Source organism: Parasphingomonas zepuensis (genome assembly GCF_036663735.1).
Taxonomy (GTDB): Bacteria; Pseudomonadota; Alphaproteobacteria; order Sphingomonadales; family Sphingomonadaceae; genus Sphingomonas.
The window spans coordinates 437,426-450,612 of sequence record NZ_JAXOJO010000004.1; the positions used below are offsets into that span (position 1 = coordinate 437,426).

Annotated in this window: 15 protein-coding genes and 1 tRNA gene; 5 read left to right on the top strand and 11 right to left on the bottom strand. The window is 64.8% G+C overall.

What is annotated here, in order from left to right:
* Window positions 1-80 precede the first annotated feature (80 nt).
* Genes U1769_RS17195 through U1769_RS17220 form a run of 6 tightly spaced genes read right to left on the bottom strand, consistent with a single transcriptional unit; the run spans window position 81 to window position 4,385 of the window.
* Window positions 81-353, bottom strand: a complete 273-nt coding sequence (locus U1769_RS17195; RefSeq protein WP_332718416.1) for an HPr family phosphocarrier protein — start codon at window positions 351-353, stop codon at window positions 81-83.
* Window positions 353-760, bottom strand: coding sequence for a PTS sugar transporter subunit IIA (locus U1769_RS17200; RefSeq protein ID WP_332718418.1), 408 nt, complete (start codon window positions 758-760; stop codon window positions 353-355). Before U1769_RS17200 ends, U1769_RS17195 begins: the two co-directional genes overlap by 1 nt.
* The gene (gene rapZ / locus U1769_RS17205) at window positions 757-1,725 is read right to left on the bottom strand and encodes an RNase adapter RapZ (RefSeq protein ID WP_332718420.1); all 969 of its coding nucleotides are present in this window, start codon (window positions 1,723-1,725) and stop codon (window positions 757-759) included. Before rapZ ends, U1769_RS17200 begins: the two co-directional genes overlap by 4 nt.
* Window positions 1,722-2,144, bottom strand: a complete 423-nt coding sequence (locus U1769_RS17210; RefSeq protein WP_332718422.1) for an HPr kinase/phosphorylase — start codon at window positions 2,142-2,144, stop codon at window positions 1,722-1,724. Before U1769_RS17210 ends, rapZ begins: the two co-directional genes overlap by 4 nt.
* Window positions 2,141-3,709 carry a sensor histidine kinase gene (locus tag U1769_RS17215; protein WP_332718424.1) on the bottom strand — a complete coding sequence of 523 codons (1,569 nt, stop codon included), beginning with the start codon at window positions 3,707-3,709 and terminating at the stop codon, window positions 2,141-2,143. The genes U1769_RS17210 and U1769_RS17215 overlap by 4 nt, the downstream gene beginning before the upstream one ends.
* A complete protein-coding gene (locus U1769_RS17220) occupies window positions 3,678-4,385 on the bottom strand; it encodes a response regulator (protein ID WP_332718426.1) in 708 nt (235 codons plus the stop codon). The genes U1769_RS17215 and U1769_RS17220 overlap by 32 nt, the downstream gene beginning before the upstream one ends.
* Window positions 4,386-4,565: 180 nt before the next feature.
* On the opposite strand from U1769_RS17220, the gene U1769_RS17225 reads away from it, so the two are divergent.
* The 3 genes from U1769_RS17225 to U1769_RS17235 are packed head-to-tail and all read left to right on the top strand — an operon-like array spanning window position 4,566 to window position 7,063.
* On the top strand, window positions 4,566-6,173 hold the full coding sequence (locus tag U1769_RS17225) for a phosphoenolpyruvate carboxykinase (RefSeq protein ID WP_332718429.1): 1,608 nt from the start codon (window positions 4,566-4,568) through the stop codon (window positions 6,171-6,173).
* 38 nt (window positions 6,174-6,211) lie between these two features.
* Window positions 6,212-6,664: a hypothetical protein gene (locus tag U1769_RS17230; RefSeq protein ID WP_332718432.1), complete on the top strand. Its 453-nt coding sequence runs from the start codon at window positions 6,212-6,214 to the stop codon at window positions 6,662-6,664.
* Between the two features lie 39 nt (window positions 6,665-6,703).
* Entirely contained in the window at window positions 6,704-7,063 is a 360-nt protein-coding gene (locus U1769_RS17235; protein ID WP_332718435.1) for a hypothetical protein, read from the top strand.
* 47 nt (window positions 7,064-7,110) lie between these two features.
* On the opposite strand, the gene U1769_RS17240 is transcribed toward U1769_RS17235, so the two are convergent.
* Both U1769_RS17240 and U1769_RS17245 read right to left on the bottom strand, forming a co-directional pair.
* Window positions 7,111-7,560, bottom strand: coding sequence for an NfeD family protein (locus U1769_RS17240; protein WP_332718437.1), 450 nt, complete (start codon window positions 7,558-7,560; stop codon window positions 7,111-7,113).
* Complete coding sequence (locus tag U1769_RS17245) at window positions 7,557-8,537, bottom strand: SPFH domain-containing protein (RefSeq protein WP_332718440.1); 981 nt, start codon at window positions 8,535-8,537, stop codon at window positions 7,557-7,559. Before U1769_RS17245 ends, U1769_RS17240 begins: the two co-directional genes overlap by 4 nt.
* A gap of 173 nt (window positions 8,538-8,710) precedes the next feature.
* Here U1769_RS17245 and guaB point away from each other — a divergent pair, with 173 nt between their 5' ends.
* The gene (gene guaB, locus U1769_RS17250) at window positions 8,711-10,168 is read left to right on the top strand and encodes an IMP dehydrogenase (protein WP_332718442.1); all 1,458 of its coding nucleotides are present in this window, start codon (window positions 8,711-8,713) and stop codon (window positions 10,166-10,168) included.
* A gap of 18 nt (window positions 10,169-10,186) precedes the next feature.
* Here guaB and U1769_RS17255 read toward each other — a convergent pair whose 3' ends face one another.
* Window positions 10,187-10,711: a gamma carbonic anhydrase family protein gene (locus U1769_RS17255; protein ID WP_332718444.1), complete on the bottom strand. Its 525-nt coding sequence runs from the start codon at window positions 10,709-10,711 to the stop codon at window positions 10,187-10,189.
* A 285-nt stretch (window positions 10,712-10,996) separates the two neighbouring features.
* Here U1769_RS17255 and U1769_RS17260 point away from each other — a divergent pair, with 285 nt between their 5' ends.
* The gene (locus tag U1769_RS17260) at window positions 10,997-12,391 is read left to right on the top strand and encodes a glucuronyl esterase domain-containing protein (protein ID WP_332718447.1); all 1,395 of its coding nucleotides are present in this window, start codon (window positions 10,997-10,999) and stop codon (window positions 12,389-12,391) included.
* 30 nt (window positions 12,392-12,421) lie between these two features.
* On the opposite strand, the gene U1769_RS17265 is transcribed toward U1769_RS17260, so the two are convergent.
* Together U1769_RS17265 and U1769_RS17270 are read right to left on the bottom strand one after the other, a co-directional pair.
* The gene (locus U1769_RS17265; protein ID WP_332718450.1) at window positions 12,422-12,832 is read right to left on the bottom strand and encodes a hypothetical protein; all 411 of its coding nucleotides are present in this window, start codon (window positions 12,830-12,832) and stop codon (window positions 12,422-12,424) included.
* A gap of 236 nt (window positions 12,833-13,068) precedes the next feature.
* A tRNA-Lys gene (locus U1769_RS17270) sits at window positions 13,069-13,144 on the bottom strand.
* Window positions 13,145-13,187: the final 43 nt, after the last annotated feature.

The window sequence follows — 13,187 nt, forward strand, 5'->3', positions numbered from 1 at the left end:
GGGGTTGGGAGAGGGCCTGTCGGTAAACACGCCGGTCACATGCCCTCCCCGGACCCGTCCCGCAAGCGGGTCGGGAGGGGTTAGTCTTCGCCGAATTTCGCTTCCACGAGCTCGCACAACGCCCCGACCGCCTGTTCCGCGCCGTCGCCTTCAGCACTGATGATGATCGAATCGCCCATCGCGGCACCCAGCATCATCAGGCCCATGATCGACGTACCGGTTACGCTGCCGGCACCGTCCTTCTCCACCGCGACTTCGACCGGTTGGGTTGATGCCAGGGTGACAAACTTAGCGCTGGCCCGGGCGTGCAGACCCCGCTTGTTGGTGATGAGCACCGTACGACTGACAGCCATCAAGCAGCAGCCTCGCCCAGGACCTCGGAGGCGACCGAAATATATTTGCGGCCAGCTTCTCGCGCGGCGGCGACTGCGTCGACGACCTTCATCGATTTGCGCGCCGATTCGAGGCGGATCAGCATCGGCAGGTTGATGCCGGCGATCACCTCGATCCGGCCACGCTCCATCAGCGAAATGGCGAGGTTGGAGGGCGTGCCGCCGAACAGGTCGGTCAGCACGATGACCCCGCGCCCGGTATCGACCTCGGCAATTGCCGTGGCGATGTCGGCCCGGCGGGCCTCCATGTCGTCATCGGGACCGATCGCGATCGTCGCGATCCGTTCCTGCTTGCCGACGACATGCTCCATCGCGGTCACGAACTCCTCGGCGAGGCGTCCGTGCGTCACCAGAACCAGGCCGATCATAGCCCCGACTCTTTCATGGCAGTTTCATTCACAGAAAGACCGTCCCCTTGGGCGCTCCCGGCCACACCCTCCAGCGAGTCCTGGGGCGCGGCAGCGAGATCGCGGTGCGCGACCGTGGGCGAAAATCCTTCGTCGCGCAACCGTGCCGCAACACGCTCTGCCACGTGCACGGAACGGTGCCGCCCGCCGGTGCACCCGAAAGCGATCGTGACATAGGATTTCCCCTCCGCCCGGTAGCGTGGCAGCAGGACCAGCAGCAGCGATTCGATCTGCGACATGGCCATGTCATAGGCCGGGTCGTCCGCGACATAAGCGCTGACGTCCGGGTCCAGCCCTGTTCCCGGGCGCAGGTCCGCCCGCCAGTGGGGATTGCGCAGGAAGCGCATGTCGAAGACCAGATCGGCGTTGCGGGGTAGTCCGCGCGCGAAACCGAAGGACATCACTGAAACGGTCGGCTCGCCCAATCCTTCGCCGGAAAAGGTCGATCGGACCTGCTGCGCCAGTTCGTTGGCCGACAGGTTGGTCGTGTCGATCAGCCGGTTCGCCCAGCGCCTGAGGGGGGCGAGCAACTCGCGCTCGCGGGCGATGCCGTCGGACGCAGGACGATCCATTGCCAACGGATGGCGGCGGCGCGTCTCCGAGTAGCGCCGCTCCAGCTCCGCGCCCGAGCAGTCCAGGAACAGGGTGCCGATGTCATGACCATGTTCCTCACGGAGCTTCTTGATGCGCTCGACGATTCGTTCCGGATCGAAATCGCGCGTGCGTGCGCCGATGCCGAGCGCCAGCGGCTGGGACGATCGTTCCGCGCCCTCGGGCAGGGGCGCGCTGAGTAGCCGGTCGAGCAGCAACAGCGGCAGATTGTCGACGACCTCCCAGCCGAGGTCCTCGAGCGTCCGCAGTACGGTCGACTTGCCCGCCCCCGACATGCCGGTGACGAGCAATATATCCTTGGGGTCCCGCTTCATGCCGTGTGCCCTAGCAGGTGCCTGAGGGCCAATTCCACCTTGATCGGTGCCGAGGCCTCGTGCGGATCGAGCGCGATCGCCGGAACAGGCACGCCTTCGAAACAGCGCGACTCGGCTTCGGGCAGGCGCTCCACCCGATCGGCGAGGCGGACCAGCAAGGCGACCGGCACCGGCGCGGCATGAGCCATTGAAACGATGCCGATGCCCCGGACCTCCATCTGGCCGGCGATCGTGGCGGGTGGGCTGGCGAGCAATATATCCTGCGACGCGCTCAGCACCGTATAGTCATCGCTCACCAGCACCGCGCCGCGATCGATCAGCCGCAGCGCGAGGTCGGACTTGCCCGCACCCGAGGGTCCCTCGATCAGCACCGCATGGCCGCCGATGGCTATGGTCGAGGCGTGAATCGTCTCGCTCATCGCCGATCCGCCAGCGGCAGCCGTACCACGAAGCGCGCGCCGCTCAGCCGGTCGTCGCGGGATTCGACGGCGATCATGCCCTGATGGCCCTCGACGATGGTCCGCGCGATGGCGAGGCCTAGCCCGCTATGTTTGCCGAACGCCTCGCCATCGGGGCGGAGTGACTGGAAGCGGCTGAACACCTGTTCCCGCGCCTCTTCCGGCACACCGGGGCCCTCATCCTCGATCCATATGATCAAATCCTCGCCGTCCTGCGTCGCCGTCACCACGATCAGCCCTCCATCGGGAGAAAAGGAAACGGCATTGTCGATCAGATTCTCGAACACGCGTTCGAGCCGGGCGCCTTCACCCATCGCGACCAGGCGCTGATCGACACGGTGATCGAAACGGATCTGGATGTCCCGCTCGATCCCGCGCGCGGCGCGCTGGTCTAGCAGGGCGCCGATCATCGCGCCGACATCGACCTCCTCGAACTTGGCGCGGCTGAGCTGCGCATCGAGCCGCGAGGCTTCCGAAATGTCGGTGATCAGCCGGTCGAGCCGATGAACGTCATCGCGCACGATCGCCAGCAGGCGCTCCTGCAGTTCGGGATCGCGCACCGTCGCCAACCCCTCCACTGCCGAACGCAGCGAGGCGAGGGGGTTCTTCATTTCATGCGTTACATCGGCGGCGAACGCCTCGGTCGCGTCGATCCGGGCCCTGAGCGCGAGGCTCATGTCGGAGAGCGCGCGGGCGAGCATCCCCACCTCGTCGCGGCGCGAGGGCAGGCGAGGCACCACCACCTCGCGCGCCCGACCTAGCCGCACGCGCACCGCGGCGCGGGCAAGGCGCCGCAACGGGCGCACAATGGTCCGCGCGAGGAAAAGCGAGAGCAGTACCGATACGATCGACACGATGGCGAGCACGACGCTCAGCCGGAAGCGCTCGACCCGAACGGTCTGAGTGATGTCGCGCGCGTTGAGCGTAGTCATCACCACGCCGCCGGTAGGCAATGCCGCTGCCGCCGTGATCACCGGCGTGCGATCGGGCGCGCGCCACACCGTCGCCGGTGCGCTTTGGGTGCTGCGTGCGGTACGGACGTCGGGCCATTCCAGCCAGCCGCTCCGTTCGCGGTACAGCGGGGCCCGGGGTGCGCCGACCACGGTATCGATCACAGCATCGAGGAATCTTGCGCTGCTCTGCTGCCAATCCTGCTTGTCGGGATCCTGAAGCACGAAATTGCGTAGTCCCAGCGCCCGCGTGTCGGTGACCAGCGCGCCCTGCACATCGTACAGCCGGATGCGGGCGCCGGTGTCGCGCGCGAGCCGGAGCGCCAGGATATTATGGCGTTCGGGCGGCACCGCGCCCATCGCCTCGGCGATCAGGCGGGCCTCGCGACTCGCCTGTGCCACGCGGCTGTCGACCAGCCGGCTGCGATAGCTGTCGAGATAGAAGAACCCGCCCGCTAGCAACGCCAGCGCGATGATGTTCACGGCCAGGATACGCGGCGTAAGCGATACCTGGCCGGACCAGCGAAGCGTCAGCTCGCGGTCGTCATTCCTCGGAGAATCGGTAACCCGCGCCATATAGCGTCTCTATGGCATCGAATTCCGGGTCGATCTGCCTGAACTTGCGACGCACGCGCTTGATATGGCTGTCGATGGTGCGATCGTCGACATAGATGTCGTCGTGATAGGCTGCGTCCATCAACTGGTTGCGCGTCTTCACGATGCCGGGGCGCTGCGCCAGCGTTTCCAGGATGAGGAATTCGGTGACGGTCAGCGTCACGCTGGCGCCGTTCCACGTCACGCGGTGCCGCGCCGTATCCATTGCCAGCCGCCCGCGTACAAGGGTTCCGCCGGGATTCTCGTCCTCGCCCGCCGCGCCTGTGACGGCGAGTTCCGACCGGCGCAGGATCGCGCGAATGCGCGCGATCAGCAGTCGGTGGGAGAAGGGCTTGGCGATATAATCGTCGGCGCCCATCGCCAGGCCGAGCGCTTCGTCAAGTTCGTCGTCCTTCGACGTGAGGAAGATCACCGGCGTCATGCTCTTCTCGCGCAGCCGGCGCAGCAGTTCGAGGCCGTCCATCCGCGGCATCTTGATATCGAAGATGGCAAGATCGGGGGGATTGTCGATCAGTGCCTTCAGCGCCGTCTCGCCATCGGAATAGACCCGGGTGACGAATCCCTCTGTCTGGAGGGCAATCGACACTGAAGTCAGGATGTTGCGGTCGTCATCGACGAGCGCGATCGAAGCCGTCATCGGCATGCAACCTTGTATTGTTGGGCAGGAGAGGTAGTCCAAACCGTCAGCGCGCTCAACTCAACGCGCAGTTCTCTTGTCTCGACTGGACATTTACCTGTCCATGGCGATATGCGCGAATCGCATCCGGCACCTAGTGCGGCATGGTCCGCACGCCGAAATTTCAGGAGAGCAACGACCGTGAGCGATCGTATTCCAGACGCAGGCCTCGAAGCGCAAGGCATTGAAACACGCGCTACCCTGCATTGGAACCTGGTCACGGCCCGCCTGATCGAGGCCGCGGTCGCGCGCGGCGAGGGCAAGCTCTCCGCAGAAGGTCCGCTCGTCGTCGAGACCGGCCAGCACACTGGTCGCTCCGCGCAGGACAAGTTCATCGTCCGCGACGCCGAGACCGAGGATACGGTCTGGTGGGGCAAGAGCAACAAGGCGATGACACCGGAGCATTTCGCCGCGCTGAAGACCGATTTCCTGGCGGAACTGAAGGACAAGGAAGACCTGTTCATCCAGGACCTGTTCGGCGGATCGCAGCCCGAGCACCGTGTCCGCGTTCGCGTCGTGACCGAGCTGGCGTGGCACAACAGCTTCATCCGTACCATGCTGGTTCGCCCGGAAGAGAGCGAACTGCGCGGCTTCGAGGCCGACTACACCATCATCGATCTGCCTACCTTCCGCGCTGATCCCGCGCGTCATGGCTGCCGCAGCGAGACGATCATTGCGGTCAACTTCACGGACAAGCTGATCCTGATCGGTGGCACGCGCTACGCCGGCGAGATGAAGAAATCGGTGTTCAGCCTGCTCAACTACCTCCTGCCGCCGACCGGCGTCATGCCGATGCATTGCTCGGCGAATATCGGTTCCAAGGGTGACACTGCAGTGTTTTTCGGCCTGTCCGGCACGGGCAAGACCACCTTGTCGGCCGATGCCAGCCGTACGCTGATCGGTGACGACGAACATGGCTGGTCCGACACCGCGGTCTTCAATTTCGAGGGTGGCTGCTACGCCAAGATGATCCGCCTCTCGGCCGAGGCCGAGCCGGAGATCTTCGCGGTCACCAAGCGTTTCGGCACGGTGCTCGAGAATGTCGTGATGGACAATGTCACGCGCCAGCTCGATCTCGATGACGCCAGCCTCGCCGAGAACAGCCGCGGTGCTTATCCGATCGACTTCATTCCGAATGCGTCGGAAGAGAATATGGGGCCGGTGCCGCACAACATCGTGATGCTGACGGCCGACGCGTACGGCGTGCTGCCCCCGATCTCGAAGCTGACGCCCGAACAGGCGATGTACCATTTCCTCTCGGGCTATACCGCGCGCGTCGCCGGTACCGAGATCGGCGTGACCGAGCCGGATGCGACCTTCTCGACCTGTTTCGGCGCGCCGTTCATGGCCCGTCATCCGTCGGTGTACGGCAATCTGCTCAAGAGCCGGATCGCCAAGGGCGGGGTGGATTGCTGGCTGGTCAATACCGGCTGGACCGGCGGCAAATACGGCATCGGTCGGCGCATGCCAATCAAGGCGACCCGTGCGCTGCTCAACGCGGCGCTCGACGGCAGCCTGAACAACGCCGAGTTCCGCACCGATCCGAATTTCGGCTTCAAGGTGCCGGTCAGCGTGCCGGGCGTCGACAGCGCAATCCTCGATCCGCGCGAAACCTGGCCGAACAAGGCCGATTACGACGCGACAGCGGCCAGGTTGGTCGATCTGTTCGTCGAGAATTTCGCGCAATTCGCGGAGCATGTCGACGAGGGCGTGCGCCAAGCAGCACCCCGGACCGCTGAACCAGCCTGAAACGCCCGGTCATCGATCGGGCAAGGAAAGCCCGATCGATGACTGACCTGCCATACCGCCCCTTTCCAGACGCCGTCTCGATCCGCCGGATCGGGGAGGGCCTTCTTGCGTGCACGCTTCCCAAGACAGACTGGACTCATGAAGCGCATCTGGCCGCGACTTTGTGGCTGATCCGTGACCGGCGCGACATCGATGTCGATGCCCGGATCGCGGGAATCATCAGGCGCTACAATGAGAGTGTCGGTGGGGTTAACGATGACCATCAGGGTTATCACGACACCATTACCCATGTGTTCGTGGCGGGAATACGGCTTCACCTCGTGGGACGCGCCCGGGACGAGGCGCTGATGGACTCGGTCAACGCGCTGCTGGCGAGTCCGATGGGTCAGCGCGACTGGCCGCTCCGCTTCTACAGCCGTGATCTGCTGTTCTGCCCGGCTGCCCGCCGCGCCTTCGTGCTGCCCGACCTCGCGCCGCTGCCGGCCCCGTGATAGACCGCGCCATCAGTCGCACGGCCGGAGGACCATATCATGGGAATACTCGACGGATTGCTCGGACAGGTGACCCAGAATGTCGACATCAAGAACCTCGCGGAAAAAGTGGGCTTGAGCCCCGCGCAGGTCGAGAGCGCAGTGGTGGCACTGGGCCAGGCGCATAGCGCGCCGACCGATACGGTCGACACTGCGGCCGCCACCACCGGGCTTCCAACGGACGTGCTTCAGCAGATCGTCGGTCATATCGGCGGGGAAGGGGCGCTCGGCCAGTTTGCCGGCCTGCTGCAAGGCTCCGGCATGCTCGGCAAGGTTGGCGGCCTGATCGATCAGGATGGCGACGGCAACCCGATGGATGAGATCGCCGGCTTCGCCAAGGGCCTGTTCGGCAAGAATTGAATCAGGCGGTCCGTGGAGATCGTCTTCGCTAAATCGAAGCGAAGACCTTATGCGGGCTCGACCAGCAACACACTGCCCGATGCACCAACGATGCGGACGACCGAGCCCGTGCGCGCGTCCGGGCCGCGCGCTTTCCAGGCGCCGTCGCCGACCTTCACCCGGCCTTCGCCGCCGCTGATCGCATCGCATACCTCTGCGGTGGTCCCGATCAGGCGGGCGACCCGGTCGTTCAGCAACGGGTCCTCGGTCGGCACTTCGCTACGCTGGTACCAGCGCCGGCCGAGGCCGACCGCCGCCGCCGTGAACAATGCGAAAAGGAGTGCCTGGACGAGCACCGGCAGCCCCGGCACGAACAGGATCGCGAAGCCGGTAATTCCGGCGCCGGCCGCGAGGAAGATCAGGAAAAAGCCGGGCGCGATCAGCTCGGCAATGGCCAGGCCCAGCGCCGCCGCAAGCCAGATCGCCCCGTGGCTCCAGAAAAAGCCGAGAAACGTCATGCCGCGCCTCCCTCGAATGGTCCGCGCGGCCGGGCTGGCGGGAGAGGCGTTGCCGGACTGGTGCCGCCGGAGCCGCCGATGGCTTCACGCGCGAGCTCCCCGATCCCACCCAGCGTGCCCATCAGCTGAGTCGCTTCGACCGGGAACAGGATCGTCTTGGCATTGGGCGAGGTCGCGAACATGCCGATCGCCTCGACATATTTTTGCGCGATGAAATAGTTGATCGCCTGGGTGCTGCCCCCAGCGATTGCGTCCGACACCATCTTGGTTGCGGCCGCCTCGGCCTCGGCTGAGCGCTCGCGCGCTTCGGCGTCACGGAATGCAGCTTCCTTGCGGCCCTCGGCCTCGAGAATCTGCGCTTGCTTCAGGCCTTCGGCCCGGTTGATCTCGTTCTGTCGTGCAGCCTCGGATTCCAGGATCGTCGCCCGTTTCTCGCGTTCCGCCTTCATCTGGCGGGTCATCGCATTCACGATATCGGCGGGCGGGCGGATGTCCTTCAATTCGACACGCGTGATCTTCACGCCCCAGGCTTCGGTCGCCTGATCGACCACCTGGAGCAGACGGGTGTTGATCTCGTCGCGCTTGGACAGGGTTTCGTCCAGATCCATCGAGCCCATCACGGTCCGCAAATTGGTCGTCGAGAGCTGCATGATCGCGAGATAGAGGTCGCTCACCTCATAGGCTGCCTTGGCCGCGTCGAGCACCTGGAAGAACACGACGCCGTCGACCGCGACCATCGCATTGTCCTTGGTGATGATTTCCTGCCCCGGAATGTCGAGCACCTGCTCCATCATGTTCACGCGCCGACCGACCCGGTAGAAAAAGGCTGGATAGAAGTTGAGGCCTGGCCGCGCGACAGTAGTGAAGCGTCCGAAATGCTCGATCGTGTATTGATAGCCCTGGCGGACTACCTTGATACTCATCATGAAATAGAAAATGACGACAAGCAGAACCAGCCCGGCAAGCGTGAGAGTCATGGTGTAAAACCCCCGACAGGAGCCGCGAAGGGTGCGGCCGATGCGGATAGATTAGCAGATTGGCGGAGCCGTTATAGCGAAATGCGACACCGTCGGCGCGCACCCTAGCGCGGCGAGGGCCCTTTGGTTACATGGACCGCCACGACTCGCCCCCCGCAGGAAGCTGGCATCCCATGGACATTCGCCTCGGTCTCACCTTTGACGACGTACTGCTGTATCCGGCGGAATCCGACGTCGTGCCGAGCCAGACGAACACCGCGACCTATCTCACCCGAGACATCGCGTTGAATATCCCGGTGATCTCGGCCGCGATGGATACCGTGACCGAGGCCGACATGGCCATTGTCATGGCACAGCTGGGCGGTATCGGCGTGCTCCATCGGAACATGACGGTCGACGAGCAGGTCGCCGCCGTCCGTGCGGTGAAGCGCTACGAATCGGGCATGGTGGTCAACCCGATCACCATCACGCCGGACGCGACGCTCGCCGAGGCCCAGGCGCTGATGGCGCACCACCGGATCAGCGGTATCCCGGTCACCGAAAAGGGCGGCAAGCTGGTCGGTATCCTCACCAACCGCGACGTCCGCTTCGCCGGCAATCCGCTCCAGCCGGTCGCCGAGTTGATGACGCACGAGAATCTCGCGACCGTTTCGCCGGGCGTGAACCAGGAAGAGGCGCGCCGCCTGCTCCATCAGCGCCGGATCGAAAAGCTGCTGGTGGTCGACGAGGCCTATCGCTGCATCGGCCTGATCACCGTCAAGGATATCGAGAAGGCGGTGATGTATCCCAATGCCACCAAGGATGCGACGGGCCGGCTGCGCGTCGCTGCCGCATCGACGGTCGGGGACAAGGGTTTCGAGCGGACCGCGGCGCTGGTCGATGCCGAGCTCGACCTGATCGTGATCGATACCGCACACGGACATAATATCGACGTCGCCCGCGCGGTCGAGCGGGTCAAGCGGCTGTCCAATTCGGTCCAGGTGATCGCCGGCAACGTCGCGACCGCGGCAGCGACGCGCGCGCTGATCGATGCCGGCGCGGACGGCATCAAGGTCGGCATCGGACCGGGATCGATCTGCACCACCCGTGTGGTTGCCGGCGTCGGCGTGCCGCAGCTCACCGCCGTGATGGATTGTGCCGAGGAAGGCGCGAAATCCGGCATCCCGGTGATCGCCGATGGCGGTATCCGCACCTCGGGCGACATGGCCAAGGCAATTGCCGCCGGAGCCTCGACCGTGATGATCGGATCGCTGCTTGCCGGCACCGAAGAAGCGCCGGGCGAAACCTTCCTCTACCAGGGGCGCTCCTACAAATCCTATCGCGGCATGGGTTCGGTCGGCGCGATGGCGCGCGGCTCGGCCGATCGCTATTTCCAGCAGGACATCAAGGATCAGCTCAAGCTCGTTCCTGAAGGGATCGAGGGTCAAGTGGCGTATAAGGGCCCGGCGCGCGACGTGATCCACCAGCTGGTCGGCGGTGTGCGGGCAGCAATGGGCTATACCGGTTCGGCGACCATCGAGGAATTACAGAAGCGGGCGCGGTTCATCCAGATCACCGGCGCGGGCCTGCGCGAGAGCCATGTCCATGACGTGACGATCACGCGCGAAGCGCCCAACTACCCGACGCAATAAGCGGCGCCGCGCCGCGGCTTAGCCGACCCTGGTCAGCCCGGCCGCATAAGCCTTGCCCTTGTCGACATAATGCTGGGCGGACGCCTTCAGCATCGTCGCTGCCTGCTCGTCCAGCGTGCGGATCGCCTTGGCCGGGCTGCCGACGATCAGGCTGTTCGGCTCGAAGACCTTGCCCTCGGTAACGAGCGCACCGGCGCCGACGATGCAGCCGTTGCCGATTACGGCGCGGTTGAGGATGATCGCGCCCATCCCGATCAGCACATTGTCGCCGATCGTGCAGCCATGGAGGATCGCATGGTGGCCGATCGTGCAATCGGCACCGATCGTCAGCGGCGCACCCGGATCGGAGTGGCACATCGCACTTTCCTGGATATTGCTGCGCGCGCCGACTATTATCGGCGTATTGTCCGCCCGGATCACTGCGCCGAACCACACGCTGGATTCGTCCGCGAGATGCGTATCGCCAATCACGTCAGCGCTGGGGGCGACCCACACATTGATGCCAAGCACAGGCTGTTTTCCGTAGATGGCGTAAAGCGGCATGAAATCCCTCCTGATTTTGTCCCGCTTAACGCGGCGCCGAGAAAAGGGGGAGAGACTCTCCGCTTCCGCGAGCCGACGGGCTGGCACTCATCGAAAATGCGCGTATATCATATAGGATGATGGCGCCAGAGCGCGCCACGACGAGGGGACGCCATGAAATTTCCGTTGTCGAACGCCGGTCGCTGCCTCGCGTTGCTATCCTTGTGTGCGATCATCGCGACGGCGCCGGCCATCTCGCAAAAGGCTGGGACAACGGCCTTAACGGCGGAGCAAGACCATCGGAACATGCTGGACCAGCTGGGTATCCTGAAATTGCGACCGGGGCCCAGCGGCAACAACAACGCCCCCAACCCGGCCAATTATGATCCGGCCAAAGCCAACCCCTATCCGGACTGGCCCGAGCTGCTGACCCTGAACAATGGCCGGAAGGTGACGACCGCCGAGGGCTGGTGGAAGCAGCGCCGGCCCGAAATCGTCGAGGCATTCGAGCGAGAAGTGGTCGGGCGCGTGCCCGCCAACGCTCCCCGGATCGACTGGTCGGTCGTCAGCACGGACAATGAGGTGATCGGCGGCAAACGGGTGGTGGCGCGTCAGCTGATCGGACGCGCCGACAACAGTGCCTACCCCGCGATCGATGTGGGCATCAGGGTAACATTGGTGCTGCCGGCTGATGGCACCACGCCAGTGCCGGTGCTCATGATGTTCGGCCCCGCCCGCTATCCTGCGCCGAGCCAGCCCAGCCCGGAAGAAGCCGCTAGGATCGATTCGGCGCTCAAAGCAGCATTAATCGCGCGCGATCCTTCGCTTGTGGCCGTTTTCCAGGCGCATCCGGGATTCGAATTCGCCAAGCCGCCGCCCTTCTTCCCGGCGCCGCCGAGCGACGAACGGATCAGCGCGTTGGTCGGTGCCGGCTGGGGCGTGGCCCTGGTCGATACCGCCACCATCCAGGCGGACAATGGCGCAGGATTGACCCGCGGCATCATCGGGCTGGTCAACAAGGGCCAGCCGCGCAAGCCGGACGATTGGGGAGCGCTCCGCGCCTGGGGCTGGGGCGCCAGCCGCGCGCTCGACTATCTCGAAACAGTTCCCGGGGTCGATGCGAAGCATGTCGGGATCGAAGGTGTATCGCGCTGGGGCAAGGCGGCTCTGGTCACCATGGCGTTCGACCAGCGCTTCGCGATGGTGCTCGTCGGGTCGTCGGGGGAGGGCGGGGCCAAGCCGCATCGCCGCAATTTCGGCGAGCAGGTCGAGAATCTGACCGGCACCGGGGGCTATCACTGGATGGCCGGCAACTTCCTGAAATATGGCGCCGCGGAGGCGCGGTTCGGGCCGAAGACCGCCAACGACATCCCGGTCGATGCCCATCAGCTAATCGCGCTCTGCGCGCCGCGGCTGACCTTCATCAGCTACGGCGTCCCCGAAAAGGGCGACGCCAACTGGCTGGATCAGCAGGGCAGCTACATGGCGACGGTCGCGGCGGGGCAGGTCTGGACGCTATTGGGGGCGAAGGATCTGGGCGTCGGCAACGATTATCGCACCGCGCGGATGCCGCCGGTCAACACCGACATGCTCGATGGTCAGCTGGCCTGGCGGCAGCATGATGGCGGGCATACCGACGCGCCCAACATCAAGCACTTCATCGCATGGGCGGATAGGGAAATGGGCCGCGCGGCGAGATAGTCCCTCCGGACAGTTTCGCACCGTCGCTGGTCAGGCCTCCAGCTGGTTCGTCTCCGGCCGGATCATCGCCCGCAGCATGATCCGGATCGATCGCACCGCGACTCGCATCGCGCCGGCAAGATCCGGTCGGAACTGATCGGTTGCGGGCACGGCTTCGTTTCCCTCGAGCAGATCGATCAGCCGATGCTCGTCGCCGGTGATTCGGTCATCGGATGGATTGCCGGCCTGAAAGGGGCGCCGGAAACCCGCCTCGAACAGGGTCAGCAGCCCGTCGACTACCGGCGCCAGCAGTCCACAGCCGGCCGCCTCGAGGCGGGCGTAGAGCGCCGGCTGGATCGACCGGCCGGTATCGCGTGCGATGCGCCAGCTGCGCGCAGCCTCAACAATCGCCCAGGTTGCTGCAGAAACCGAAGGCGCGGGCGGTGCGAAAGCGAAGCTCATGGTACGTCCTTCCTGGATCCCCTTCTCACGATTCTCGCTTTCTGCGACTTATTCGCAACTGATAGGCCGCTCCTGTTACGCCATCAAGACAGTCGCACCGGTTTCGGCTGCATTCGGGCGCTTTTCACCGTCCGCTGAGAGCGGGGCGAGACGGGCCGTGCGGTGACGAATGGCAATACCGAAACGGCGTGATGCCAGACACGAGAGGGAGCTTAAGCTCTGTTCGCTGAAAGGAATGGTGGACGCACTTGGGCTCGAACCAAGGACCCGCTGATTAAGAGTCAGCTGCTCTACCAACTGAGCTATGCGTCCATACCGGGCAGCGAAAGTGGCGCGTTGGAGAGCGCCGCCGCAT

Bases quoted from the DNA above. Each gene is read 5' to 3' on its own strand.
- U1769_RS17195 (WP_332718416.1), bottom strand. From the start codon at position 353: ATGGCTGTCAGTCGTACGGTGCTCATCACCAACAAGCGGGGTCTGCAC.
- U1769_RS17200 (WP_332718418.1), bottom strand. From the start codon at position 760: ATGATCGGCCTGGTTCTGGTGACGCACGGACGCCTCGCCGAGGAGTTC.
- rapZ (WP_332718420.1), bottom strand. From the start codon at position 1,725: ATGAAGCGGGACCCCAAGGATATATTGCTCGTCACCGGCATGTCGGGG.
- U1769_RS17210 (WP_332718422.1), bottom strand. From the start codon at position 2,144: ATGAGCGAGACGATTCACGCCTCGACCATAGCCATCGGCGGCCATGCG.
- U1769_RS17215 (WP_332718424.1), bottom strand. From the start codon at position 3,709: ATGGCGCGGGTTACCGATTCTCCGAGGAATGACGACCGCGAGCTGACG.
- U1769_RS17220 (WP_332718426.1), bottom strand. From the start codon at position 4,385: ATGACGGCTTCGATCGCGCTCGTCGATGACGACCGCAACATCCTGACT.
- U1769_RS17230 (WP_332718432.1), top strand. From the start codon at position 6,212: ATGACTGACCTGCCATACCGCCCCTTTCCAGACGCCGTCTCGATCCGC.
- U1769_RS17235 (WP_332718435.1), top strand. From the start codon at position 6,704: ATGGGAATACTCGACGGATTGCTCGGACAGGTGACCCAGAATGTCGAC.
- U1769_RS17240 (WP_332718437.1), bottom strand. From the start codon at position 7,560: ATGACGTTTCTCGGCTTTTTCTGGAGCCACGGGGCGATCTGGCTTGCG.
- U1769_RS17245 (WP_332718440.1), bottom strand. From the start codon at position 8,537: ATGACTCTCACGCTTGCCGGGCTGGTTCTGCTTGTCGTCATTTTCTAT.
- guaB (WP_332718442.1), top strand. From the start codon at position 8,711: ATGGACATTCGCCTCGGTCTCACCTTTGACGACGTACTGCTGTATCCG.
- U1769_RS17255 (WP_332718444.1), bottom strand. From the start codon at position 10,711: ATGCCGCTTTACGCCATCTACGGAAAACAGCCTGTGCTTGGCATCAAT.
- U1769_RS17260 (WP_332718447.1), top strand. From the start codon at position 10,997: ATGCTGGACCAGCTGGGTATCCTGAAATTGCGACCGGGGCCCAGCGGC.
- U1769_RS17265 (WP_332718450.1), bottom strand. From the start codon at position 12,832: ATGAGCTTCGCTTTCGCACCGCCCGCGCCTTCGGTTTCTGCAGCAACC.